Source organism: Aerococcus sp. UBA6277, from assembly GCF_002440555.1.
Classification (GTDB): Bacteria; Bacillota; Bacilli; order Lactobacillales; family Aerococcaceae; genus Aerococcus.
In genome coordinates, this window is the sequence record NZ_DJUR01000032.1 from 1 (window position 1) to 25,786 (window position 25,786).

Sequence of the window (25,786 nt, forward strand, 5' to 3'; positions counted from 1 at the left end):
TACTTTAGAGGGAGCATATCAATGTCACAGCCTCTTTTTTATATGCTGTAATTTGAATATATACGTGTTTAATTATGTTATTTCGATTGTACAAAGGTTTTCCCTAAGGCTTTTGGCGCTTGGGCTTTACCAATAAATACAACTAATACGATGATCGTCAAAATGTAAGGCGCAATATCTAAGTAAACTGACGGTACATCTTTGATAATAGGGATGTAGTTCGCGGTTACCGATAAGCTTTGGGCGAAGCCAAAGAATATTGCCGCAAGTAGTGCACCGACTGGATGCCATTTTCCAAAAACCATTGCCGCCATGGCCATGAATCCTTGTCCTGCTACGGTGATTACAGAAAATTCATTCTGTACGGCTTGCGCTTGGACTGCCCCACCAATACCGCCAAGGAGCCCAGAAATCAAAACACCCGCGTATTTCATTGCGTTTACGTTAATACCAAGTGTTTCAGCTGCTTCTGGGTGCTCGCCGACTGAACGCAAGCGTAAACCAAAACGTGTTTTGAATAAGACAAACCATGCGATTACAGCGAGTAGGATACCTAGATAAGCTGGGCCAGAAGTATTTTGGAAGAAAATTGGTCCTATAACGGGTATATTGTTCAAACCTAAAATATTATAAGTCACAAAAGGTTTCGCTAATGGACCTGTTTGCGCTGCCCCATAAATCGCTCTCACTAAGAAAACAGATAATCCTGGAGCCGCTAAGTTCAATACGGTACCGGATATGGTTTGATTGGCGCGGAAGTTGATAGATGATACGGCATGGATTCCTGAATAGATTAAGCCGACTAATCCACCTACTAAAAGACCAACCCAAGGCGTCATGACCCCGAAAGTGCCTGACATGCCGATATTGAAAACGGCTGAAGCAAAGGCGCCCATTACCATAATCCCTTCCAAACCAATGTTCACGACACCTGACCGTTCAGAGAAGGTACCACCGATTGCGGTAAACATAAGGGGTGCTGCGTACATTAATGTTGAAGACACAATTAATTGTAAAATAGTAGAAAAGTCCATTATTGGTCCCCCTTAACTGTTGATTTTTTACCCTTACCAAATTTATCTATTGCATATGAAATGATGTAAGATGAACCGATAAAGAAGATGATAGCAGCTGTAATAACACTCGCCAATTCATCCGGTACACCGGCACGGTTTGGCATAAATGAAGCCCCAATATTCAAGATACCGAATAAGATAGAAGCTAGAAAAGTCCCGACTGGCGTCCCCATTCCAAGCAAGCCAACGGCAATTCCGTTAAAACCTTCAGATGGTAGGGAAGTTAGTGTATACAAGTTGCCAAAAGTCCCGATACCATGGATGACACCGGCTAAACCAGCTAACCCACCAGACAGGAAGATGGCTAAGACGATATTTTTCTCCACGTGAATACCTGCATATTCCGCTGCATTTTTATTTAACCCAACGGCCTTTAATTCAAAGCCCATAGTTGTATGTTTCATCACAAATCCGTATAGAATAACCATGATGATAGCGATGAAGATCCCCATATTTAAGCGAGATCCTCCTGTTAATGTTGAGATAAAACCTAAAGCTAAGGAAGCATTCCCGCCTACTTTATCCGTCATATTCCCTGACCCTAGCACCTCACGAATAAGGTAATTGGTTGTATACAAGATAATATAGTTCAACATAATCGTTACAACAACTTCATTTGTTCCTAAGTAGGCACGCAAAACACCAGCAATGGAGGCGTATAAGGCACCAGATAAAGTCCCAATAATGAGGATTGCAGGTACCATGATCATTTGCGGTAAATCTGGAAAGGCCAAGGCGAAAGCTACAGATGATAACCAGCCGGCTAATAATTGACCTGATAAACCAATATTAAAGAAGCCTGATTGGTAAGCCACATTAAAGGCTAAACCAGTTAACGTTAACACTGTTGCTTGTCTTAAAACTTCACCAATGAAGTATGGACTAGATAAAACAGTCATAATCATGGCATCGTAGGCAGCAATTGGATTGTAGCCGAAGAATAACATGATGAAGGCGCCTAGAATAAAGCCACTTAAAATAGAAATCACTGGTATAGCTAATTTTTCAACCAGCGTATTTGTCTTAAATGCTTTCAACTGGTTCAACCCCTTCCGCTATCGTATCTTGACCGACTGGATGTAGGAGACTTTGAACGCGTGCTTCTTCTAAGCTTACACCCGCCATTAATAGACCCAATTCCGTTTCATTCGTATCGTCAGCATCAACGATGGCATTTATTTTGCCGTCATGCATCACTGCAATCCGGTCTGCAACACCCATAATTTCATCCAATTCAAAACTCATTAACAATACACTCTTCCCTGCGTCTCTATGTTGTACTAACCGGTCGTGCACAAACTCAATCGCCCCTACATCCAAACCACGAGTTGGCTGAGCAGCGATTAATAAGTCCGGATTTCGATCTAATTCACGCGCTATAATGACCTTCTGTTGGTTACCACCAGATAAGGCGCCTGCTAGCGTTGCTTCACTTTCAGTTCTCACGTCAAATTCATCGATTAAAATTTTGGCATGGTCATTGATGAAGTTATGGTTTAAGAGCCCATTTTTTGAGAAAGGTTTTTGGTAATATGACTGCATAGCCATATTCTCTGCAATCGATAACTCAAGGAATAGACCATGTTTTTGTCGATCTTCAGGAATATGTCCTAATCCAGCTTCCGTAATTTTACGTGGACGATTGTTGGTCACATCTTTACCAGCTAAGGTCACTTTTCCTGAAACCACTTTTCTCAAACCTGAAATTGCTTGGATTAATTCAGTTTGTCCGTTACCATCGATTCCAGCAATCCCTAAAACTTCTCCTGCCCGCACCTCAAAATCTACAGATTTCACTGCCTGCAAGCCCCGAGATTCATTAACCACTAAATCATTGACCTGCAAAATAACCTCGCCTTTCTCAGCTGGCTTTTTCTCAACTTTAAAATTCACATGACGGCCAACCATCATGTCCGCCAACTCTTGCTTGTTGGTATTTGCGACATCAACAGTATCAATACTTTGACCGCGACGAATTACAGTACAACGATCAGCTACTGAGGTGATTTCATCTAATTTATGGGTAATTAAAATAATGGATTTGCCTTCAAGCGTCATAGCTTTCATAATGTGCATCAATTCTTCAATTTCTTGAGGCGTCAATACAGCGGTTGGTTCATCAAAAATTAAAATATCAGCCCCGCGGTACAGTGCCTTAATGATTTCCACTCTTTGTTGTTGACCAACAGAAATATCCTGTACGTAAGCATCTGGATCAACGGCCAAATGGTATTGGCTAGATAACTCTTTGATTTTTGTATAGGCTGCTTTCTCGTCAAGGTAACCAAATTTTGTAGACTCTTTACCAAGCACAATATTTTCGGCTACTGTAAATTTATCAATCAACATAAAATGTTGGTGGACCATACCGATACCTAATTTATTGGCATGGTCGGGTGAACTGATGACTGCCGTTTGACCGTTCACCAAAATCTCACCTGATGTTGGTGCTAGTAAACCGGATAAAATATTCATCAAGGTCGATTTTCCGGCCCCGTTTTCCCCTAGTAAGGCATGAACTTCACCTTTTTTTAGATTGAAATTGATATTATCGTTGGCTTTGTATGTACCAAATATTTTTGTAATATCACGCATTTCAATAACATTTTCATTTTGCATGTCTATCTTCCTCTTTTCAAACTTAGACGTCTATCCAAATTAAAAGCGTCAGCCAATTTGACTGACGCAATTTACTTTTCTATACCCGCTTACTCTGCTGAATAAGAGAATTCTGGAACGTCAATTTCACCATCAATGATTTGTTGTTTCGCTTCTTCAATTGTTGCCCATGTTTCATCATCAAGGTTACCTCTTGTGATATCAACCGTTTGATCCGCTAAACCGTATTCCACCAACTCGCCACCAGGGAATTCAGTATCCATTGTTTGCTCAGTAATGGCAACAATCGCAGAACCAGTATCTTTGATTGTAGAAGTTAAGGTAAAGTTACCACTTGACCATTCACCTTCTTCAGTTTGGTCACGGTCAACACCGATTACCCAGATATTTGCTTCGCTATCTGCTTCAAGACGGTTACGTGCTTCAGTGAAGACACCATTACCTGAACCACCAGCAGCAGTGTAGATAACATCTGCCCCACTTGTGTACATTGCATTGGCAATTTGTTGACCTGTTGCAGCATCACCAAATGATTCAACATACTGTGCATCAACTTCGATTGATTCGTCTACATGAGCTACCCCGGCTTTAAAACCAGTTTCGAAACGGTCGATAGCAGGTGTTTTCATACCTCCAACAAAACCAACTTTCCCTGTTTCAGATTTTGTTGCTGCTGCGATACCTGCTAGGAATGCAGATTCTTGGTCTTTAAAAGTCATTGATACAACGTTTGGTTGGTCTACTTGTCCATCAATAAAGGCAAATTGTTGGTCTGGATTTGCAGGTGCTACTTCATTAAAAGTATCTTCTAACATGAAGCCCATACCGAAGATGATGTCATATCCATCTGCAATCGCAGTATTGAAGTTTGGTACGAAATCAGATGAATCAGTTGATTCGTAATATTGTACTTTATTACCAGTTTCTTCTGACCAAGCTTGCATACCTTCCCAAGCTGATTGGTTAAACGAACGGTCATCTACCCCACCTTCATCAGTAATCATACCAATAGCGTAATCACCGGTAGCTTCGGATGTTGCTTGAGAATCTGATTCACTTGCAGTATCAGTTCCCGCATTTTGACCTTGGCAAGCTGCTAAAGCAAAAACAGAACCAGCTAATAAAACGATATTTCTAAATTTTGTAGACATGTTACTCCTCCAATAAGCGAATGTTATGTTTTTAAAAGTTTCTAATGTTCGTCTCTTACAAGAATCATTTTACGTTATACATCCGAAAAAGTAAAGTTGTTTTTAAAAAATAGTTCGTATTTTTATTCATTTTTCTCACTTAACACTTTTTTCATGGGATTGTGATCATTTTAAAGACGAACGTTTATTAAGATAACCAACAGATACTTGTGAAAACAGTGCCATTACAATACTTTCACCAATTTTAGACAACAAAAAAAGCCGTGACATATATGCCCCGACCTTGAATAGAAAATATACTGTATCAAACTTAACTGTTTGCTGTTACTGAGCCAACTTCTGCACTATGTGTAACTTGACCAGATGCAGTTAATCGTAGGCTAGAAAAGTCTTCTAAATTCGTGAATACGACAACGATTGATTTCCCTTTACCTGCAGATGCTAATTGGTCTAGATCTACTGTGGCGATTTGAGTACCCGCACTAACTTGATCTCCCTCTGCTACCTTGACATTAAATGGTACACCATCTAATTCCACAGTATCAATACCCATATGCACTAAAACTTCTACATCATTATCTGTTTTGATATAGATAGCATGTTTAGTTGGAAAGATACTCATTACAGTACCTGCAACTGGTGCATAAACGTCACCTGCTTCAGGTTCTACAGCATAACCGTCACCCATCATTTTTTGTGAAAATACAGGGTCATCTACTTGATCGATAGGGTTAAATTCGCCCGTTGCAGGAGCAAATAAAGTTTCTGCTACTTTAGAACTACTCGGTTGTTTTGTAGTTCCCTTCTTCTTATTTTTTTTAAAAAAATCAAACATATCGCTCGCTCCTTAAATATTCATTTTATTGACTACTTTAATCATATCATATTCGTAAAAGTAATGACAATATATCCCTGAGGCGATTTCACAGACTTCAAATATAAAGACTTTTTAAAGTTATGATGATTTTTTGTTTTCTTTCTTGTTTTCATTTATACTAAATTGAGAATTATTTTATTTTGAATGAAGGGAAATTGATAAATGTTAGATACATTAAAGGTCATTTTATTTGGTATTGTTGAGGGGATTACCGAATGGTTACCGATCTCATCAACTGGACACATGATTCTTCTTGAAGAATTTATTACATTAAGTGTACGTCGAGAATTTTGGGATATCTTCTTGGTTGTCATCCAACTAGGCGCAATTTTAGCCGTAGTATGGATTAACTTTAACCAATTAAATCCATTCGCACCAAACAAATCCAAAACAGAAAAAGAGGAAACTTGGACGACTTGGTTTAAAGTAGCCGTTGGCTGTCTTCCAGCAGCTATAGCCGGTCTACTATTAGACTCTTGGATGGAAGCAAACTTAATGAATTGGTTTGTTGTTGCTGTTACGTTAATTGTTTATGGTATTTGGTTTATCTGGATTGAAAACCGTAACAAAAACAGACAAGCAAAAATCAATTCTATGGCAGAAATGACATATAGTGACGCCTTCAAGATTGGTTTGTTCCAAGTATTGTCACTAGTTCCTGGTACATCTCGTTCAGGTTCAACCATCTTGGGTGCAACAATCGTTGGTACGTCTAGACCATTAGCAGCCAACTTTTCGTTCTTTATGAGTATTCCAATTATGTTCGGTGCTTCAGCGCTAAAATTAGTCAAAGCTTTCTTAAACGGTTTCGTATTCACCGGTACTGAAATCTGGCTATTAATAGTTGGCATGGTTGTAGCATTTGTCATTTCAATCCTAACAATTAAACTATTCTTGAAATACATTAAAACTAATGACTTCAAGGTATTCGGTTGGTACCGTATTGTCCTTGGTATTGTGGTTATCTTGTACTTCTTACTATTTAATTCATAATATTCGGATTTTTATCCAAATGAAAAGGAGTGGCCAGGCCACTCCTTTTTCGTATGTATTGAATTTTAGCTGAAAAATTCATTGTAGATGGCGCAAACAGCGTCATCTTCTCTTTCTTCAATTATGCCAAACATAATAGAAATCTCAGATGAACCTTGGTTGATCATTTCCAAGTTGATCCCAGCTTCTGACAAGGCCTTTGTTGCACGGGCAGTATTACCGACATTTTCAATCATACCTTCCCCTACTAGCATGACCAAGCTTAGGTTATCGCGTTTTTCAATAGAATCCGCTGCGGTTTCAGCTTTGATTTCAGCAACCATTTCTTCGAATTCTTTTTTTGATAAGGCATCTTCTCTAAATATAACATCGATATCATCGATACCAGACACGATATGTTCGAATGAAACATCATATTTTTCAAGGACAGATAAGACGCGACGAACGAAACCAACCTCTCTATTCATCATATATTTTTTAATGTAAACAGAGGCAAATCCGCTTGTTGATGCAATACCTGAAATCGCTAGGTTATTTTTCGGACGTGTTCTGGTAATCAAAGTACCCGGTGCTTGTGGTTCATTCGTATTTTTTACCGCTACAGGAATATCAGCAATGAACGCTGGTTGCAGAGCTTCATCATGGAAAACGGAGAATCCAGCGTAAGATAATTCACGCATCTCTGAATACGTCAGCCGCTCAATCGCGACAGGATTATGAACTACTCCAGGATTTGCAGCATAAATAGACGAAACGTCGGTAAAGTTTTCATACATTGACGCTTTGACCCCATTTGCGACAATCGCACCGGTAATATCAGAACCCCCACGAGAAAATGTCACTAATTTCCCGTCTTTTGTGTAACCAAAGAAACCGGGGATGACAATGATACCATCTCGTTGTCGTAATTTGTATAAGTTTTGGTAAGACTCTGGTAAGACCCGCGCTTGACCAGGATTATCTGATAAGAATAAGCCAGCATCTTGAGGATTTAAATAAGAGGCCTCGTAACCCAATCCAGAGAAATAAGCGGCAATTAATTGCGCATTCGCATCTTCACCAAAGGCTTTAATCGCATCCACGAAATAAGCTGGTTGGTCTGTGATATCCGAACTAATTAATTCATTTAATTGGTTTGAAATATCATCCACAATGGCTAGATCCATTTCTAACCCTTCAGCTGTATCTCTAAAGCGGTCTACGATTTTATTAAAAGTAGCTGGTGCATTTTCACTATCGTGTAAAATTTCAGCAGCCAAGTCGATTAACAAATCGGTCACCTTGATATCTTCCTTATCCCGTTTTCCAGGCGCAGAAACAATCACCACTTTACGGTCAGCATCAGCGATTACAATATCTTTCACTTTCACCAGTTGTTCAGCTGATGCAACTGATGAACCTCCAAATTTTACTACTTTCATCTTTTCATTTCATTCCAATCCAATTTTAATGTATTATGAGCTATCTTATCATAAAAATGAGGCCCTATACAATAGGAAAAGAGGTTGAAGCCTATGTGCCTCAACCTCAGTCACCATCCTATACAATGAAGGAATTCAATTTAGCAAACTAATTGGTTAGCAAGCTTAAATTATTTTCTTAAATTATAGCAAGTCTTCATATAAATGGATATACGCCTTAGCCGGATCAGTCCATCTAAAGTCTGTCGCCATGGCTTGGTGAATCAATTGGAACCATACATCCGGTTGGTTTTCGTAAATATCCAAGGCAATCTGGATAACATGGGCGAAAACATCCCCAGTAAAGATGTTAAATGAGAAGCCGTTACCTTCACCAGTATATTGGTTGTATGGTTGGACGGTATCTGATAAGCCACCAGTTTCATGGACAATTGGTAAAGTACCGTAACGCATGGCAATCATTTGTGATAAGCCACACGGTTCAAATGCACTAGGCATCAAGAACATATCAGACCCGGCATAAATTTGCTGGGCTAATTCGACATCAAAATCGATATACGCGCAGAATTCTCCAGGATACTTCCATTCAAAGTAACGGAATGAGTTCTCGAAAGCTTCATCACCGGTACCCAACACAACAATTTGAATATTGAAATTTGTGAGTAGATATTCAGCTTTTTCTTGTAACAACTGCATACCCTTTTGATCAGTTAATCTGGTAACTACCCCTAGTAAAGCAACATCCGGGTCTAAACTTAGGCCAACTCGTTCCTGTAAGGCACGTTTATTGGCTGCTTTACCTGTTTGAACTGTTGATGCATCATAATTTTCAACTAAATGAGGATCCGTTTCAGGATTGTTTTGTTCATAATCTATTCCATTAATAATACCTGATAATTTCCAAGCATTATAACGTAATTCACCATCTAATTTTTCACCAAATTCAGGTGTTTGAATTTCGCGGGCGTAATTCGGACTAACTGTTGTTATCTTGTCAGAGAAATTAATACCACCCTTAAGATAGTTCACTTGCCCTTCCTTTTTAACCCCGTTTTCATGGAATAAAGCATAGCTAGTGTTAAAAATCTCTTTTAAGACAGATTCATTTTGCCAACCTTGGAAACGAATGTTATGGATAGTTAGTACCTTGCGGATATTTTGGTAGCTATCTACCCAATGGTATCGATCCACTAATAAGGCAGGAATCATGGCTGTTTGCCAGTCATTTACATGAATAATATCTGGTATAAAGTCCACTTTTTCCATCATTTCAATCACTGCGATGTCAAAAAAACCAAACCGTTCACCGTCGTCATTTTGTCCGTACAATTGATCTCGATCAAAATACGCTAAATTATCAATAAAGTAATACTGAACGCCATCAAGTGTTAGCGTCTTTACCCCAACATAGGCTGATTTATAACCTAATTCAACTCTAAAATGGGTGATTTCAGTCAGTTGCTCCTTGAATTTTTCTGGCATTTGCGTGTAATACGGCAATACTACTCTGATATCAACACCTTGTTTGCGCAATTCTTTTGGCAATGCATAGGCAACATCTCCAAGTCCACCCGTTTTGAAGAACGGCGCACCCTCAGCGGCGACAAATAAAACTTTCATATAATCACCCTTCTCTCAACTCTTTATCTACTACTTAAAATCCTTTGACCTTTTTAAACTTATAAGCTGGGTGTTGGAATGACTCGTCAGATGCAGCGACATAGGTCCCTTTAGGAATCACAATAGGTTCTTCCGGTGAGCCAATGATGACTGCGCCTGGCGCTACCTCAACTTTTTTGTCTAAAATAGCATATTTAACGCTTGCACCCTTACCAATCTTCGCACTTTGGAAAATGATAGAATCTTCTACTTTAGCATTTGGCGCCACTTTAACGTTACGGAAGATATGAGAATGTTCCACTTCACCATAAATTTGACAACCCGTACCAATTTGTGCATTAATGACATTTGCATGGCTACCATAATAAGTTGGCGAACCATTATGTGCTTTTGTAATGATAGGTTGATCACCTTGGAATAATTGGGTAAAGTATTCACCGTTTAGCATTTGCATGCTGACATCATAGTAAGATTTTACAGAATCTACGTTACCGACGTAACCTTCATAAAGATAACCAACTGTTTTATAGTCATCCATGTATTCAATGATAACGTCATCTAACTCTTTGTAGTAGTTATTTTCTTCAGCTCGGTCAATCATTTCAAGCAACTTGTCAGTTCGAACCAGTGTCATGTTCATATCATAATTAATAGTTGATTGAGAAATTGGTGTAATTCCTTCTTTAGAAAGGCGCTCGACATTTTGGTCGTCATCTAAATGAATGATGTATTCGTTTGGATGGTATTCAATTAATTCACGTGGTACTTCAGCGTAAACACGAACGATATCAGCATCGCAACCATCAAATTTTTCAATAACTTCATCTAGATGGACATTGGCTACTATTTTGGCACCTGAAACAAATACATACTCTGCATTTGAACTTTCAATAAATAAGTGATGGTCATCATAGAATGGGCCTTTACGACTCGCTGCTTCATATAAAGCACGTTTGTGATTCATTTGTGAAAAGGTAAAAATCCCACCTGTGTAACTATCAAAGTTCCAGGCTTTACCTGAACGGATATGGTCATATACAGAACGACCAGTTTCAGCCATAAATAAAGCGACAGAACGCACTCCTGCGTGCGATAAACTTGATAAATAGAAGTCTAAGATACGGTAACGACAAGCGAATGGTAGGTTTGCAATTGGTCTATTGTCTGTTAATGGCATTAAATTAGTTGTCGATTCATTCAAATTTAAGATAGCTGTAACTTTATTTTTAACCATATTAATTACCTCCAACTACTTCTTCATATCCAATAACGGCGATATTATCAGGGGTTCCAATGACTTCTGACCCATCAGAAACAATGGCTTCCTCACCTAAAATCGCGTATTCAATTTTAACATTTTCACCAATACTTGATCCCTTCATAATGATTGAGTTGGCAATTGTCGAACCTTTCCCAACTAATACATTTGGAGAAAGGATTGAGTCTTTAATACTGCCGCGGATAATACAACCATCACAAATCAGGGCATTTTCAACTACAGATTCTGTCGATAAGAATTGTGGTGTAGTCATCGTATTTCTTGAGAAAATTGGCCAACCCTTGTCGCGGATTTGTAATGGATGTTCTTGATCAAGCACTTCCATATTTGCTTCCCACAATGAGTCGATTGTACCTACGTCTTTCCAGTAACCATCGAATGAATAAGCAAACAATTTTTCATCATTATTTAAATAAGCAGGAATCACATTTTGACCAAAGTCTTCCATACCTTCAGGGTCTTGCGTTAAGTATTCACGTAATTTGTCCCATGTAAAAATGTAAATCCCCATTGAAGCTAAATTACTCTTTGGATTTTCTGGTTTTTCTTCAAACTCAACGATTTTTCCTTCGTCATTGGTATTCATAATACCAAAGCGAGAAGCCTCATTCATGGGTACTGGTTTAACGGCAACAGTACAATCGGCGCCATTTGCCTTATGCGCTGCTAACATCGGTGCATAGTCCATTTTATAAATATGGTCTCCTGAAAGAATTAATACATATTCAGGATTTTTACTATCAATAAAAGATACATTTTGATAAATGGCATTCGCAGTACCATTAAACCATTTTTCTCCATCACTAGAAGAATAAGGTTGTAACACGAAGGCACCACCGTCGCGAGTATCTAAGTCCCAAGAATCACCATTCCCAATATGGTCATTCAAAATCATCGGTTCATATTGTGTCATGACACCAACAGTTGTAATCCCTGAATTCATACAGTTACTCAAGGTAAAATCAATAATTCGATATTTGCCACCAAAAGGAACAGCTGGCTTAGCAATACTTTTTGTTAACTTTCCTAAACGAGTACCTTTACCACCGGCAAGAATCATAGCAATCATTTCATTATTTAACATGGTAGCGGAGTTAAACTCCTTTCCCCCTTTTTACATAAGGCACCCACCCAAATATGATGGGATCATGACATTTCAACGAAAACTGTAGTAACGGATCAACCCCTTTAATGGATTTTCTTATCTGTTGTTTCAGGCGTAAGTTTTATATTTACTGGTTCAAAGGCTATTGCTGCTAGAGATGGTAAGTTTATTTCTAGTGAATAAGGTTGGTCTTTATATGGGACCGCCTCTGTTTCAAAAATTGAGGTTTGATACTCCCAGTTTCCGCCAAACGCCTTCATCTCGCTATTTAAGACCACTTGATAAGTACCCGCATATGGTACGCCAATTCGATAGTAACTACGTTCAATAGGTGTAAAATTGAAGGCACAAACTAACAAGGCATCCGCTGCTTTACCATGACGGATAAATGATAAGGTGGTTTCTTGATCATCATCAGCTTCAATAATAGTAATACCAGCTTTTTGGTTATCTTGCTCGTGAAGTGCAGGCGTCTCTTTATACAGCTTGTTCAATTCAGCAACGTACGATTGGAATTCAGTATTATACTCTCGATCTAGAGATGACCATTCCAACCCTTCATAGAAACGCCATTCTAAGAACTGACCAATTTCATTACCCATGAAGGATAATTTTTTCCCAGGATATAGTAGTAGATACCCCTCAAGGACACGCAAGTTTGCAAACATCTCATAGCGGTTATGATTCGGCATCTTGCCTAGTAATGAGTGCTTACCGTGTACAACTTCATCGTGTGAGAAGGGTAAAACAAAATTCTCATCATGCATGTACATGAAAGTGAAATTGATTAACTTGTAGTTATCGCTTCTAGATAAGGCATCAATCCCGAAGAACTTCAAGGTATCATTCATCCAACCCATATTCCATTTAAAGTTAAATCCTAGACCACCTAGGCTAGTCGGTTTCGTTACTCCGCTCCAAGCGGTAGATTCTTCAGCAATCATTAAGTAAGATGGGTCTCTGAGAAGAATTTCTGTGTTGAGTTTCCGTAAAAATTCAAGCCCTTCCAGATTAACGTTATGCCCGTATTTATTTGGCGTCCAATGGCCAATGTCATAATCCAAATACAACATATTTGAAACTGCATCAACTCGGATACCATCAAAATGGAAAGTTTCGAGCCAAAATACGGCACTGGAAATCAAGAATGACTGGACTTGAGTACGCCCTAAATCAAAGTTTTTAGTCCCCCATCTAACATTTTCAGCACGATTAGGGTCCTGGTATTCAAAAGTTGGTGTGCCATCATAATTGGCCAAGGCATCATCGTTCACCACAAAGTGACCTGGCACCCAGTCAATGATGACCCCAATACCTGACTGGTGACAGGCATCTACAAAGGACATTAATGGTCCAAAATCATGACCAAAACGACCTGCAATAGAGAAATAACCCGATATTTGATAACCCCAAGAGGCTTCTAATGGGTGCTCCATTAAAGGCAAAAATTCAATATGAGTATAGCCCATTTTTTTTACGTAAGGAATCAATTCTTCTTTTAGATCAGCAAAAGTATAGGCTGAACCATCCTCGTGTCTATTCCAAGATGACATATGCACTTCATATATATTTATCGGACTAGCAAACATATTGGATTGCTTTCTTTGTTTGATCCATTCTTGATCGTGCCACTCGTAAGTCGGCATATCTTGTATCACAGAGGCGTTCTTTGGTGGCACTTCACCAGCAAAGGCAAAGGGATCTTGCTTTTCCCTTTTAACGCCATCTTTATCTTCAATGACAAATTTATAAAGGTCCCACTCTTTTGCATCCTGCATAAAAATAGTCCATGCACCAGTGTCCGCAACCTTCTCCATTTGCATTTCTGCCCAATCGGAAAAATCACCTTCCAAATAAACACATTTGGCATTCGGTGCCCATACAGTAAATTGGTATCCTTCTTGGTCATCATTAACTTGTTTCTTAGCTCCTAGGAATTTAAAAGCTTCATAATGATTGCCAATATTAAAATAATACATTTCATCAACCAAGTTTCTACCTTGGATTGATGGGATTGCTTCTTTTTCTCGAGACAAAATGACTCCCCCCTGCTTTATAGCAAATAAAATTATTCGCTATTTGAAAATTTGCTCTAAAACTTTTCCTTCTATTGGCGTTGTGAATGCTAAATCTAACATTTCTAGCATTGTTGGTCCTTCATCTACCAAACGCCCCCTGCCTACAGTTTCACCAGCTCTAATTTTAGGTCCTCTTGCCATAAACATCGTCGTATAATTTTCTTTTTTGGGGCTATATCCATGACTCGCTTTTAATAGCTTGACACCTGGAATATATTTATCAGTATCTTCCATGATTGGGCGTTCAATGCCACTTTCAAAGTAATAGCCTTCGTTTGCTTCGATTAAGGCAAAACATTCAGGATCTGCACCTAAAGCGACCGCCTCATCTCGATTATAAATGGTTTCGATGTATGGTTTTAATGGTGCTAGGATTTCTTTAAGTTTTGCCATTGTGAATGCATCATAATCTTTCACATAGATATAGCAAGAGCCGTCCGCCCCTTTTGCGTAGACTTTATAATCTTGGATTTCATTTTGTGCCTTCGTCTCTATTAATCCAGCTTCTTTGAATAAATGATTTGGTCGAATAACAACTTGGGTATCAATTTGATAGTGATCACCTAATAAGACAATATGGGCTTCTTTATAGGCTGGCGTTGTTTCAATCGCATGGAACAATTGGCCTAAATGTGCGTCCATTCGCTCAATGGCCGCTTTAGCTTCGGGTGATTTCACGCCAAAACCATGTCGAGTAGAATCAAGGTCTACAAGGTGGATTGCCATCACATCTGGTTGTTCATTTTCAATAGTATCTACTGCTACTGCCGTTACAAAGTCGTCTAATTCTGGTTGTTTAATCCCTGACCTTAAATGACCAAATTTATGATTCTTTTCAATGAGGTATCTAGGTGATGATGCTAATAGGGATACCGCGACTTGAGAGTGCCATTTACGGTTTGCGAAAATTTCTGCAATATTATAATCGATTGATCTACTTTTACCGGTAACAGGCCAAAGGATTGTTGAAACACTCAAACCATTTTCACTCGCGATATCGAATAAGGTTGGTGTTTTAATGTATCTAGTATACCAGTGCCAATCAGGAGAAATTCGGTTGGGTTGTAAAAGTGTGTTGTTTATTATGCCGTGATCTTTGGGATATTGACCAGTGACAATGGAGGTATGACACATATAGGTTAGCGATGGGTAAACAGATTCAACTGCCTCAACTAAAGCTGCATCTTGACGGAATTTCTTGAAGTTTGGCAGCGATAAGGCATAAGTTAAATCCTCCGTTCCAAAAGCATCTAAACTGACTATGACTAACTTCTTACTTGGCATCAATTAAATCTCCCTAATATTATTGCTGTATACTTTATTATAACTTAAAAAATAATTTCAATGGAATGAAAAAGCTTTCATTTTTAGATAAATAAAAAAGCGAGGACAAAATGTCCTCGCTTTCCAAGACTAGGGTCTAAGCCGTTCACATCAGCTTTTGACCAAGTACCCACATCCTGTGGTGATTTTCATCGTGTACTTTCTTTAACTACATGCACAGACTTACAATATGCTGTGCGTGTCGCCTCATCGCATAACATTATTGTAACATGGAGGGACATAGAAAACAATCTTTTTTGTCTGATAAAGCTTCTCTTGTTTAATATTTTAAACTTTAGTATTATAAGCGAATTACTTCAATTTTGTAGCCGTCTGGATCAGTGACAAAGAAATATCTTGGTTTGGTGTCCCCTGGTAATTGTTTAAGGTCAGTAACATCCAGACCTTTTTCGCTTTGCGATGCATGAAGCGCTTCTAAATCTTCTACCGCAATCGCGATATGTCCATAACCATTTCCTAGTTCATAAGCTTCTGAACCGTAGTTATAAGTCAACTCTAACTCATAATCATCACCTGGTAATGATAAATAAGACAATGTAAATTCGTGTTCTGGAAAGTCTTTTTCTTCTGCAATTTCAAAGCCAAATGCTTCTTTATAGAATGCTTTTGAAGCTTCTAAATCTTTCACACGATAACAAGTATGTGCCATTCTCATTGATGCCATCTCCATTTCAAATTCTTTTTTATAATATGATTATATTTTATCAGAGAAAGTTTAAAAGGTTAAACGAAATCTCCTATTTAAGATAAAAAAAGCAAATACTTCTATAATCTATCTACTGCCTTGAAGTGACTTTGCATATATTGATATGCTTCACGAATAAATTCTCTCAGTACCCCTTCGTCAATATCAGCTAATTTATTGACATAGACACAAGAAACACCGGCCTTATACTTACCAATACTATCCAAAAATTGTTGCGAAATTTTCTGGTCAAATTTTAAGTATAAGGAAAATCTTGCTTTTTGGATTGAACATCCAGTCATTGGCCAAACACCTTCGATACCGGAAGTGGTCGTATATTCATAAATTCCATAGCCTATGATCGATGGCCCCCACATAATCGGTTCTACCCCTGTTTCTGCAGTGAAAATCTTCAATAGCTTTAACCCATCTTCTGCTTTTGTTTTCGACACATCTAATGCTGCTATATGTTCTTTGGGATCAACTTTTGTTGGTAAAGTCTTTTGTTGATAGGTCATATTTTTACTCCTTAAAAAAACACTAAAATTCTTGTTAATTGTACTGTCCTCTATAAAACTATGCTATCATGGATTGAAGTAAATCACACTTTCTTTTAAACTCATACGTATTGAAAAGGAATTGTGATGAAAAGATGAGGAGCAATGATAACTATGATATGTCCAAACTGTCAGTCGACTATTCCAGTAGGTACAAAAATTTGTCCAAACTGTGACTATATTTTTACCCATCGTGACTCGGATGACAACTTACATGATACGATTGAAATTCCCGCAGCTTCATTTGCGGATACAACATATGATGAAGACGACCACTTTGTGGCTTATGAAGATGACCAAACCTCTCCAATTCAAAATGCAACTTATGCGGGTGGTAATACCGATTCTTCTGATAGCAATGATGACAATAAAGGCGAGAAGAAAGCTAAGCAATCCTTATTTTCTTTCGGCAAAAACAATAAAAAAACAAAATCTGCCGATAATGATGGCCCTAGTCGCCGTGAAAACAAACAAGATGGTAACCGTCTCACTTCTTATATAGCTTATCTCTTGTCCTACATCAAAAAACCAATACAATCACCAACTACTAACGAATTAAATAAGAATCCAAACCATGGTATTACAAGCTTATTGCTACTTGCAGTTTTAAATACTGTATCTATTACCTCCCTTGCAAATTACCTAGTTTCTCATTATGAATGGTTTGCTGATTTATCTATCTTACCAAACTTGAATTTTGAATTTGTTCCTTGGCGCTTTGGTTTGAAAACATTCGTCTTTCTCATTATTAGCCTGTGGTTGTTACCAGCAATTATTCACCTATTCAATCGAAATAATGAATCCGAAAAAATGAGTAATAATGTATGGCTGACTCATTTCTTCGGTATGAATAGTATCTCAGTAATTGTCGCTATCGTTTGTTTTTTAAGCTCATTACTAGCACCATTGATTTTTATGATTATTGTGCTATTATTGACTTTAATGCAAATTGCCATACTGATCATTACCATGACGATACATTTCTTGCAATCAGGTAATATCAATAAATCAAAAGCCTTCTATAGTATTTTGGGTGTTTTATTACTATTCTTCTTTGCAGTCATTTTCTTAGTTGGTTTAATCTATTAATTTTCACTAGGCTTCATTAGAAGTCTAGATTCGCGGCTATGGCGGAACGGCAGACGCGCTGCCTTGAGGGGGCAGTGAGAGTATTCTCGTGCAAGTTCAAATCTTGTTAGCCGCATACGTACTTTTAACACATTTAAAAACCAGTCAAAACTTTTATTTCATAAGGGTTTGCCTGGTTTTTTTGATTGAAAAAATCTACTAAATAACAGAAATTTTGTCGTAAATACTGCCTTAAACAATACAAAAAGCGGTCCAGATTTTGGAATCTGAACCACTTTTCTTCTATATAGTATTATAGTGTGACAACTTCATAACCAGCAGTTTCAATAGCTGCTTTAGCATTGTCACCTTGACCAGCATGAACTTGGATTGTAATTTCAATACCATCTTCATCGTTCACAAAGATATGCGATACACTTACACTCGCATCAGCAAGAACTTTCGTAATTTCTGAAAGGACCCCAACTCTATCTTCGACAACTTTTACGACGATACGGCTACCTTTATCTCCTGGCGTGTAACCAGATAAATCTATTAAGGCTTTGAATATATCTTTATACGTGATAATCCCTTGTACTGTTTTATTTTCATCAACAATTGGTAATACGCGAAGGTTATTCGTACGCATATATTCCGCTGCCTCTTCTACCATCCACTCAGTAGTGGCAGTAGCTGCTTTCTTGTCCATGAATTTTTCAACATCTGCTTGAGAAAGAATATAGTTTAATTCGTATATACTTAGACTTGTCGCATCTGAAGCAGATTTTGCATCAATAATGTCTTGTGTAATTAACCCAACAAATTGACCATTCTTGGTAACCGGCAAATTATGTATCTGGTGACTTTCCATTTTAGCCACAGCTTCTGTTACAGAAGTCTCCGGTGAAACAGTGACAACATCTTTACTCATATATTGTTTAATTTTCATGAAGAACCCTCCCTATTTATGAATAGTTTTTAAGTGCTTACATACATTTTATCATTTACTTGAGTAAAGTACAGATTTTTCAACTTAATCTGGTTGAATTACTGTAACATTTTCGGTTGGTTCGCCGTTAACTACTTCTTGAATATAAGCCGGAGCAGATACGTTATGTTCTTCATCGAAAGTAATATCATAAGCGATACCTTCAAATCCTTCCGTTGCGCCAATAGCGTCTTTGATAGCTGTTGGATCTGTAGAATCGGCTGCATCAATCGCGTCCATCACCATATTTGCTGCGTCATATGCTACTGCAGAGAACATATCTGGTTCAGTACCAAATTTTTCAACATNNATAGAAGTTTTGTACATCCTGGTCAGCATCTTCTGTATATACGAAATGGGCTACGTAATAGACATTGGTCATATTTTCAGCACCTGCTAGTTCGACAATATTTTGGTTACCCAAACCATTAGGACCAACAATCGCAATATCGATACCCATTTCTCTGGCTTGTTTAATGATTGGACCAGCTTCTTGGTAGTAACCTGCAATAAAGATTACATCAGGACTTTGAGATTTAACATTTGTAAGGACTGAGCTGAAGTCTGTATCACCAGAAATATATGATTCATCAATGATCACGTCTCCATCAAAGTTTTCAACAAAGATATCTGTTAAGTTTTGGCCATAATCAGTCGAGTTGTCTTTCAATACAGCGGCAGTTTCATAGCCATTTTGGTTGGCAAACTCAGCGATAGCAGCACCTTGGAAAGAAATTTCAAAACTTGTCCGGTAGAAGTATTCCCATACTTCACCCGTTTCTGAGTTAATGGTTGCATTATCTACAGTAGTCGTTGCGGATACAAATGGCACTTGTGCATTTTCAGCAACTGGTTGCGTAGCAAAAGTTAAGGCCGCTGTAGCAGGTCCAAGGACGACTGAATTGCCTTGCTCAATTAAATAAGTCATACCTGTAGCGGCTTCTTCTGGTGTACCTTGATTGTCATATGATTGATAACTCACTTCTTTTCCGTCAATACCGCCTTCTTCATTTCGTTGTTCAACCGCCAATTGGACAGCATTATCTTGGACCACACCATATGCCGCAGTAGCACCTGTCAGTTCCCAAAGTCCACCAATATTTACCGTATCTGAATTGCTAGTTGACACCTCTGAAGAGGATGACGAATTTGAATTACTAGAAGTGGCAGTAGTTGCTTGTGAGCAACCAGCTACTATAACAGAAGCCGCAAAGATAGGTGTTAGCATTTTAGTAAATTTCATATTTTTCATAAAAGATTTCTCCCATCTATTTGTAAATATTGTCTCCAACCCAAAACTAACCTGAAAGCCACATCCAACAACAGAGCCAAATAAAAACGCCGACCCGTTCAAACGGGCCGGCGTTTTAGCTAAGAGCCCGTATCTCACGAGAAATAGGACTCTACAATATCTGGTAGAATCCTCAGTTAGCTAATGATAATAATAAATTTTGATGTGGAAAAGCAGAAACAAGTTCCGCTTGCGTATTTGAATGTACAGTCATCATCGTTTCTACCTTCCTCTCTTTAGGTTAATTTAAATATAACAAATAAAATAGAATAATCAAGTGTTTTTTAATTATTTTTTAATAATATGAAAAATTATTTAATTTCAAGCATGCTTAAGCCGATTCGGCCTTTTTTCTCGTCTACTTCTGAAACCCAGACTTCTACAATATCACCTACAGAAACAATATCACTTGGATTACTAACGAATTTTGTAGACATTCTCGAAATATGGACTAAACCATCTTGTTTGACACCAACATCGACAAAGGCACCAAAATCAACGACATTACGCACTGTACCTTGTAATTTCATCCCTACTTTCAAGTCTTTCAATGAAAGAACATCAGATCTTAAAATTGGCGCAGCAACGTCTTCACGTGGGTCACGCCCTGGTGTCATTAGTGATTTCTGAATATCTACTAAGGTCTCTTTACCAATACCGTATGTTTCAGATAAGACATTTAGATCGAAATTGGCAATTGTTTGTCTGGCTTCTTCACTTTGAAGTTCTTCTAAAGAAATACCTAATTCTTTCAGAATTGCCTTAACTTCCTTGTAATTTTCAGGATGAATACCTGTATTATCTAAAATGTTGTCTCCCCCTGTTATACGGATGAAACCAACCGCTTGTTCATAGGTTTTAGGTCCTAAACGCTTTACCTTACCTAATTGCTTGCGGTCTGTAAAAACACCATTTTCGTTTCGGTACGCAACAACATTTTTAGCAACTGCCATCGATAAGCCGGCAACATGACTCAATAATGAAGCAGAAGCTGTGTTTAAGTTGACGCCAACCCGGTTAACTACAGTTTCAACAGTGAAGTCTAAACTTTCAGCAAGTTCTTTTTGAGACACATCATGTTGGTATTGACCTACTCCGATGGCTTTAGGTTCAATTTTTACTAATTCAGCTAATGGGTCTTGTAAGCGACGCGCGATAGAAACGGCTGAACGTTCTTCAACATTATACTCAGGGAATTCTTCGCGGGCAATTTCACTAGCTGAATAAACTGAAGCACCTGCTTCATTGACAATGCTATAAACCAAGTCTAAGTCATTATCTTGAATTTGTTCAGCAACGAATTGTTCAGACTCTCGACTTGCAGTTCCGTTACCAATCGCAACCATTTCCACATGGTAAGTTTTGACTAATTCATTGAATTTTTTGCTCGCTTCAGCTTTTTTATTGACTGGTGCATGCGGATATATGACATCTTTAGCCAAAACTTTACCTGTGGCATCAACTACAGCTAACTTACAACCTGTTCTAAAGGCTGGGTCTAAACCTAAAACAACCCGTCCCTTCAATGGCGGTTGCATTAACAAGTTACCCAAGTTCGTTGAAAAAGTAGCAATAGCGTGTTGCTCAGCTGTTTCGGTTAATTTAGAACGCAATTCTCTTTCAATAGAAGGTTTTAAGAAACGATCTAATGAATCTTGTATAGCCGCTTGGATTTCGCGAGTTGACACTGGGTGACCTTTAATAAAGCGATGAACTAGATGTTCAATAATCGGAAACTCATCTGCTTCAATAGAAACATTTAGAATTTTCAACTTTTCAGCCCGGTTAATCGCTAACACCTGATAAGGCTTCACGTTTTGGATATTTTGGCTAAAATCATAATATATTTCGAAGATAGCTTTTTCATCTTCCGCATTTTTACGTTTTAGACTGGTTAATTTTCCTTCTTTTAATGTATATTTACGTAACCATAGACGAATATCTGCATCTTCTGCAATCCATTCAGCCATTATTTCGTGTGCCCCATCCAAGGCCATTTTAGTGTTTTGAATTTCGTCATTTAAGAATTTTTTAGCTTCCGCTTGAACATTACCTGTGGCCGGTGATGAAAATAACCATTTGGCAAGATCTTCTAAACCATTCTCTTTGGCAATAGTTGCCTTTGTTCGCCGTTTTTGTTTATAAGGCGCATAAAGGTCTTCAACCGTTTGCAAAACTGTCGCTTGTTTAATTTTTTTTGCTAGATCATCTGTTAATTTCCCTTGTTCTTCAATATTTGCAAGAACCGATGATTTTCTTTCCTCTAATTGTTTCGTATATTGGTAAGCATGTTCAATTTCTCTAATTTGGACCTCGTCTAATGACTGCGTGACTTCCTTACGATAACGAGCGATAAAAGGTACGGTATTGCCCTCTTCTAGCAATCCCAATACATTTTCAATTTGTTTTTTATTAAATGGTAAGCTTTGATTAATAATTTGAATGTAAGATGACTCCATATTCAACACCTTTCTTTTTTTCACGAAAAATCATTATACCCCAAAAATGGTACTTTTGCCATTCAACAAATTTAGACATTTTTTGCTCATTTTAATTTCAGTTAATTATTGCAATTCTATCTTAAATAAAATATAATTATCTTAACTTAAACAGTTCCATGAGGGAGTAATCACCGATTATTGTATCGTGGCGGTGCCGACATATACGGCAGATATCTGCTGGTGCCGTCTTAAAAGATGAGACTTATGGCTACTTCTCTATTTGGAGGGGTAGTCATAGGTCTTTTTTTTTGAAAGACAACCTCTGGATCTTGCTTTAGGGATAATAATTTAAAGGATGGAGAGATGATTAATGTCAGAAGAAAAGAACAATCAGTCTTTCTTCACTCAAGATGCTGATCAAGTCTTCACATCATTAAATTCTTCTACTGAAGGTTTATCCGATGCTGAAGCTGCCAGTCGCTTAGAGAAGAACGGACCGAACGAAATTAAAGAAGGTGAACGCAAGTCAACCTTACAAAAGTTCTTGGATCAATTTAAAGATTTAATGATTATCATCTTATTAATCGCTGCAGCACTTTCATTAGTTTTAGAAGGTACTCACGGTTTAGTAGATGCGATTATTATTCTCGCGGTTGTATTAATTAATGCAATCATGGGTGTTGTTCAAGAAAATAAAGCTGAGGATGCAATTGACTCTCTTAGGAAAATGTCTTCACCTAAAGCAAACGTTCGTCGTGATGGCGAAGTTAAAGCAATCGATTCTCAAGATATCGTTGTTGGTGATATTGTAATCCTTGAAGCTGGTGACGTTGTTCCTGCCGACTTACGTCTATTCAAAGCAAGTTCATTACAAATTGAAGAAGCTGCTTTAACTGGTGAATCTGTACCAGTTACTAAAGATACTGCAACTGTTGAAGGTGACGCTGGTATCGGTGACCGTTTAAACATGGGGTTCTCTTCTACTAACGTAACTTACGGACGTGGTGAAGGTATTGTAACTGCAACAGCTATGGATACTGAAGTTGGTAACATCGCTGAGATGTTAGAAAACGCTGAAGGTAAAACAACACCATTACAAGAAAACATGAACGGGTTAACTCGTTTCCTAACTTACGCAATTGTTATTATTGCCGTTGTTATTTTCTTCCTAGGTTTATTACGTGGATTTGACTGGATCACAATGCTATTAACAGCAATCTCAATTGCCGTTGCCGCCCTTCCAGAAGGTCTACCTGCTATCTCAACTATTATCCTTGCATTAGGTACTCAAAAAATGGCTGACCGTCGTGCCTTGGTACGTAAGTTGCCAGCCGTTGAGACACTTGGTGGTACTGAAGTTATCTGTTCAGATAAAACTGGTACCCTAACTCAAAACAAGATGACTATCGAAAAAGTTTACTACAATGGTGAATTACACGATGCATCTGAAGACATTGACCATAATGAACCTGTTTTCCGAGTTATGAATATGGCCAATGACTCTACAATCGCTAAAGATGGTTCATTAGCTGGTGACCCTACTGAAACTGCAATGATTCAATTCGGTTTCGACAAAGGCTACGATGTTCGTGAAACAATCAAAGTTCAACCTCGTGTTGGTGAAGTACCATTCGATTCAGATCGTAAAATGTCTACTACCGTTCACGAAACTTTAGGCGAAGAGCAGTCACATGGTAAATACGTTTCAATGACTAAAGGTGCGCCTGACGTTATTATTGAAAAATCTACACACTACGTTAACAACGGCGAAATCTTACCATTAGATGAAGCTGCTCGTAAGGAATTGTTAGATGCTAACCACGGTATGGCAATCCAAGCATTACGGGTATTAGGTATGTCTTACCGTTACATTGATGAATTACCTAGTGAATTCAACACAGAAACTTTAGAGCATGATTTAATCTTCGCTGGTATGGTTGGGGAAATTGACCCTGAGCGTCCAGAAGCTAGAGACTCTATCGCTACTGCAAAACAAGCGGGTATCCGTACTGTTATGATCACTGGTGACCACAAAGATACTGCCGCAGCCATCGCAGCTCGTTTAGGTATCATTGAAGAAGGTCAAGAAGAAGCAGTTACAACTGGTGCACACTTAAACGAAATGACTGATGAAGAATTAGCAGCAAATGTTGAACAATACTCAGTTTACGCGCGTGTATCTCCAGAACATAAAGTTCGTATCGTATCTGCATGGCAATCACACGATAAAGTTGTTGCGATGACTGGTGATGGTGTTAATGACGCACCTTCTTTGAAACAAGCTGATATTGGTATTGGTATGGGTATCACTGGTACAGAAGTTTCTAAAGGCGCTTCTGACATGGTACTTGCTGATGACAACTTTGCGACAATCATCACTGCAATCGAAGAAGGTCGTAAAGTATTCTCGAATATCCAAAAAGCGGTTCAATTCTTACTATCTGCTAACTTGGGTGAGGTGATGACTTTATTCGTTGCAACAATGCTTGGTTGGACAATCTTAGAACCTATCCATATCTTATGGATCAACTTAGTAACTGATACATTCCCTGCAATTGCTTTAGGTCTTGAAGCAGCGGAATCTGATGTAATGGAACACAAACCTCGTGGACGTTCTGGTAACTTATTATCAAATGGTGTTTTACCATCAATTATTTACCAAGGTATCTATGAAGGTGCTGTAACATTATTTGTATTCTGGTATGGTCGTTACCAAATGGGTGTGCCATTGGAAGATGCAGAAGCTATGGCCTTCTTAACATTGGCATTCATCCAATTGTTCCATGCTTACAACTCTAAGTCAGTATTCAAGTCACTATTCGCTTCAAATCCATTCGACAACAAGTGGTTAAACATCGCAGTATTAGCTTCAACAGTATTAATGTTAATTACTGTATTCGTACCAGGTCTAAACGATGCCTTCGGTACTGTTCACTTGTTAGGTGACCCAATGGCTATGGAAATGTGGACAGTAATTCTATTAGCTGCTGCTTCTGTAGTACTTTACGTAGAAATCGGTAAATTCATTATCCGTGCTACTGGTTTGGACGAAAAATTTGATGCTGGGTCAGAATTAAACAAATAGTTAATTAGATCCCGATATCATATTCTTAACTGGTGATAGTTACAAAGGAGCTGTGAACTTCGTTCGCAGCTCTTTTCTTATACCAGAAATTTTGTCCCTAATCTTCCT

20 protein-coding genes and 1 tRNA gene are annotated in these 25,786 nt (G+C 38.2%); 4 read left to right on the forward strand and 17 right to left on the reverse strand.

Annotation, left to right across the window (positions count from 1 at the left end):
* Positions 1 to 77: 77 nt before the first annotated feature.
* The 5 genes from B2V22_RS05210 to B2V22_RS05230 form a co-directional block, all read right to left on the reverse strand.
* Positions 78 to 1,034 carry an ABC transporter permease gene (locus tag B2V22_RS05210; RefSeq protein WP_290490901.1) on the reverse strand — a complete coding sequence of 319 codons (957 nt, stop codon included), beginning with the start codon at positions 1,032 to 1,034 and terminating at the stop codon, positions 78 to 80.
* Positions 1,034 to 2,113 (reverse strand): ABC transporter permease, encoded by a 1,080-nt coding sequence (locus tag B2V22_RS05215; RefSeq protein WP_290490902.1) that lies wholly within the window; start codon positions 2,111 to 2,113, stop codon positions 1,034 to 1,036. Before B2V22_RS05215 ends, B2V22_RS05210 begins: the two co-directional genes overlap by 1 nt.
* Complete coding sequence (locus tag B2V22_RS05220; protein WP_290490903.1) at positions 2,100 to 3,695, reverse strand: ABC transporter ATP-binding protein; 1,596 nt, start codon at positions 3,693 to 3,695, stop codon at positions 2,100 to 2,102. Before B2V22_RS05220 ends, B2V22_RS05215 begins: the two co-directional genes overlap by 14 nt.
* Before the next feature lie 89 nt (positions 3,696 to 3,784).
* A complete protein-coding gene (locus B2V22_RS05225) occupies positions 3,785 to 4,846 on the reverse strand; it encodes a BMP family lipoprotein (RefSeq protein ID WP_290490904.1) in 1,062 nt (353 codons plus the stop codon).
* 310 nt (positions 4,847 to 5,156) lie between these two features.
* On the reverse strand, positions 5,157 to 5,681 hold the full coding sequence (locus B2V22_RS05230; protein WP_290490905.1) for a PTS sugar transporter subunit IIA: 525 nt from the start codon (positions 5,679 to 5,681) through the stop codon (positions 5,157 to 5,159).
* A 204-nt stretch (positions 5,682 to 5,885) separates the two neighbouring features.
* On the opposite strand from B2V22_RS05230, the gene B2V22_RS05235 reads away from it, so the two are divergent.
* On the forward strand, positions 5,886 to 6,716 hold the full coding sequence (locus B2V22_RS05235) for an undecaprenyl-diphosphate phosphatase (RefSeq protein ID WP_290490906.1): 831 nt from the start codon (positions 5,886 to 5,888) through the stop codon (positions 6,714 to 6,716).
* A 65-nt stretch (positions 6,717 to 6,781) separates the two neighbouring features.
* On the opposite strand, the gene B2V22_RS05240 is transcribed toward B2V22_RS05235, so the two are convergent.
* From B2V22_RS05240 to B2V22_RS05275, 8 genes are all read right to left on the reverse strand, one after another.
* Complete coding sequence (locus tag B2V22_RS05240; protein ID WP_290490907.1) at positions 6,782 to 8,137, reverse strand: aspartate kinase; 1,356 nt, start codon at positions 8,135 to 8,137, stop codon at positions 6,782 to 6,784.
* Between the two features lie 183 nt (positions 8,138 to 8,320).
* The gene (gene glgA / locus B2V22_RS05245; protein ID WP_290490908.1) at positions 8,321 to 9,757 is read right to left on the reverse strand and encodes a glycogen synthase GlgA; all 1,437 of its coding nucleotides are present in this window, start codon (positions 9,755 to 9,757) and stop codon (positions 8,321 to 8,323) included.
* 34 nt (positions 9,758 to 9,791) lie between these two features.
* Entirely contained in the window at positions 9,792 to 10,991 is a 1,200-nt protein-coding gene (glgD, locus tag B2V22_RS05250; RefSeq protein ID WP_290490909.1) for a glucose-1-phosphate adenylyltransferase subunit GlgD, read from the reverse strand.
* Between the two features lies 1 nt (position 10,992).
* The gene (locus B2V22_RS05255; protein ID WP_290490910.1) at positions 10,993 to 12,120 is read right to left on the reverse strand and encodes a glucose-1-phosphate adenylyltransferase; all 1,128 of its coding nucleotides are present in this window, start codon (positions 12,118 to 12,120) and stop codon (positions 10,993 to 10,995) included.
* Positions 12,121 to 12,224: 104 nt separating this feature from the next.
* The gene (gene glgB, locus B2V22_RS05260; protein WP_396159514.1) at positions 12,225 to 14,120 is read right to left on the reverse strand and encodes a 1,4-alpha-glucan branching protein GlgB; all 1,896 of its coding nucleotides are present in this window, start codon (positions 14,118 to 14,120) and stop codon (positions 12,225 to 12,227) included.
* 96 nt (positions 14,121 to 14,216) lie between these two features.
* Positions 14,217 to 15,503, reverse strand: coding sequence for an alkaline phosphatase family protein (locus B2V22_RS05265; protein ID WP_290490912.1), 1,287 nt, complete (start codon positions 15,501 to 15,503; stop codon positions 14,217 to 14,219).
* 340 nt (positions 15,504 to 15,843) lie between these two features.
* Positions 15,844 to 16,218: a VOC family protein gene (locus tag B2V22_RS05270; RefSeq protein WP_290490913.1), complete on the reverse strand. Its 375-nt coding sequence runs from the start codon at positions 16,216 to 16,218 to the stop codon at positions 15,844 to 15,846.
* A gap of 110 nt (positions 16,219 to 16,328) precedes the next feature.
* A complete protein-coding gene (locus B2V22_RS05275; protein ID WP_290490914.1) occupies positions 16,329 to 16,766 on the reverse strand; it encodes a DUF1801 domain-containing protein in 438 nt (145 codons plus the stop codon).
* Positions 16,767 to 16,919: 153 nt separating this feature from the next.
* Between B2V22_RS05275 and B2V22_RS05280 the strand changes: the two genes are divergently transcribed.
* Together B2V22_RS05280 and B2V22_RS05285 are read left to right on the forward strand one after the other, a co-directional pair.
* Positions 16,920 to 17,894, forward strand: coding sequence for a hypothetical protein (locus B2V22_RS05280; RefSeq protein WP_290490915.1), 975 nt, complete (start codon positions 16,920 to 16,922; stop codon positions 17,892 to 17,894).
* A gap of 32 nt (positions 17,895 to 17,926) precedes the next feature.
* A tRNA-Leu gene (locus B2V22_RS05285) sits at positions 17,927 to 18,009 on the forward strand.
* A gap of 177 nt (positions 18,010 to 18,186) precedes the next feature.
* On the opposite strand, the gene B2V22_RS05290 is transcribed toward B2V22_RS05285, so the two are convergent.
* The 4 genes from B2V22_RS05290 to B2V22_RS05305 form a co-directional block, all read right to left on the reverse strand.
* The gene (locus B2V22_RS05290) at positions 18,187 to 18,822 is read right to left on the reverse strand and encodes a CBS domain-containing protein (RefSeq protein ID WP_290490916.1); all 636 of its coding nucleotides are present in this window, start codon (positions 18,820 to 18,822) and stop codon (positions 18,187 to 18,189) included.
* Positions 18,823 to 18,906: 84 nt separating this feature from the next.
* Complete coding sequence (locus B2V22_RS05295) at positions 18,907 to 19,200, reverse strand: ABC transporter substrate-binding protein (protein ID WP_422652866.1); 294 nt, start codon at positions 19,198 to 19,200, stop codon at positions 18,907 to 18,909.
* Positions 19,163 to 20,113, reverse strand: a complete 951-nt coding sequence (locus tag B2V22_RS05300; RefSeq protein WP_290490918.1) for an ABC transporter substrate-binding protein — start codon at positions 20,111 to 20,113, stop codon at positions 19,163 to 19,165. Before B2V22_RS05300 ends, B2V22_RS05295 begins: the two co-directional genes overlap by 38 nt.
* 350 nt (positions 20,114 to 20,463) lie before the next feature.
* The gene (locus B2V22_RS05305) at positions 20,464 to 22,611 is read right to left on the reverse strand and encodes a Tex family protein (protein ID WP_290490919.1); all 2,148 of its coding nucleotides are present in this window, start codon (positions 22,609 to 22,611) and stop codon (positions 20,464 to 20,466) included.
* Positions 22,612 to 22,963: 352 nt separating this feature from the next.
* Between B2V22_RS05305 and B2V22_RS05310 the strand changes: the two genes are divergently transcribed.
* Entirely contained in the window at positions 22,964 to 25,678 is a 2,715-nt protein-coding gene (locus B2V22_RS05310) for a cation-translocating P-type ATPase (RefSeq protein ID WP_290490920.1), read from the forward strand.
* Positions 25,679 to 25,786: the final 108 nt, after the last annotated feature.

What these genes read in the sequence shown, in the direction of transcription:
- B2V22_RS05210 (WP_290490901.1), bottom strand. Translation starts at nt 1,034, where the DNA reads ATGGACTTTTCTACTATTTTACAATTAATTGTGTCTTCAACATTAATG.
- B2V22_RS05220 (WP_290490903.1), bottom strand. Translation starts at nt 3,695, where the DNA reads ATGCAAAATGAAAATGTTATTGAAATGCGTGATATTACAAAAATATTT.
- B2V22_RS05225 (WP_290490904.1), bottom strand. Translation starts at nt 4,846, where the DNA reads ATGTCTACAAAATTTAGAAATATCGTTTTATTAGCTGGTTCTGTTTTT.
- B2V22_RS05230 (WP_290490905.1), bottom strand. Translation starts at nt 5,681, where the DNA reads ATGTTTGATTTTTTTAAAAAAAATAAGAAGAAGGGAACTACAAAACAA.
- B2V22_RS05235 (WP_290490906.1), top strand. Translation starts at nt 5,886, where the DNA reads ATGTTAGATACATTAAAGGTCATTTTATTTGGTATTGTTGAGGGGATT.
- B2V22_RS05240 (WP_290490907.1), bottom strand. Translation starts at nt 8,137, where the DNA reads ATGAAAGTAGTAAAATTTGGAGGTTCATCAGTTGCATCAGCTGAACAA.
- glgA (WP_290490908.1), bottom strand. Translation starts at nt 9,757, where the DNA reads ATGAAAGTTTTATTTGTCGCCGCTGAGGGTGCGCCGTTCTTCAAAACG.
- glgD (WP_290490909.1), bottom strand. Translation starts at nt 10,991, where the DNA reads ATGGTTAAAAATAAAGTTACAGCTATCTTAAATTTGAATGAATCGACA.
- B2V22_RS05255 (WP_290490910.1), bottom strand. Translation starts at nt 12,120, where the DNA reads ATGTTAAATAATGAAATGATTGCTATGATTCTTGCCGGTGGTAAAGGT.
- glgB (WP_396159514.1), bottom strand. Translation starts at nt 14,120, where the DNA reads ATGTATTATTTTAATATTGGCAATCATTATGAAGCTTTTAAATTCCTA.
- B2V22_RS05265 (WP_290490912.1), bottom strand. Translation starts at nt 15,503, where the DNA reads ATGCCAAGTAAGAAGTTAGTCATAGTCAGTTTAGATGCTTTTGGAACG.
- B2V22_RS05270 (WP_290490913.1), bottom strand. Translation starts at nt 16,218, where the DNA reads ATGAGAATGGCACATACTTGTTATCGTGTGAAAGATTTAGAAGCTTCA.
- B2V22_RS05275 (WP_290490914.1), bottom strand. Translation starts at nt 16,766, where the DNA reads ATGACCTATCAACAAAAGACTTTACCAACAAAAGTTGATCCCAAAGAA.
- B2V22_RS05280 (WP_290490915.1), top strand. Translation starts at nt 16,920, where the DNA reads ATGATATGTCCAAACTGTCAGTCGACTATTCCAGTAGGTACAAAAATT.
- B2V22_RS05290 (WP_290490916.1), bottom strand. Translation starts at nt 18,822, where the DNA reads ATGAAAATTAAACAATATATGAGTAAAGATGTTGTCACTGTTTCACCG.
- B2V22_RS05305 (WP_290490919.1), bottom strand. Translation starts at nt 22,611, where the DNA reads ATGGAGTCATCTTACATTCAAATTATTAATCAAAGCTTACCATTTAAT.
- B2V22_RS05310 (WP_290490920.1), top strand. Translation starts at nt 22,964, where the DNA reads ATGTCAGAAGAAAAGAACAATCAGTCTTTCTTCACTCAAGATGCTGAT.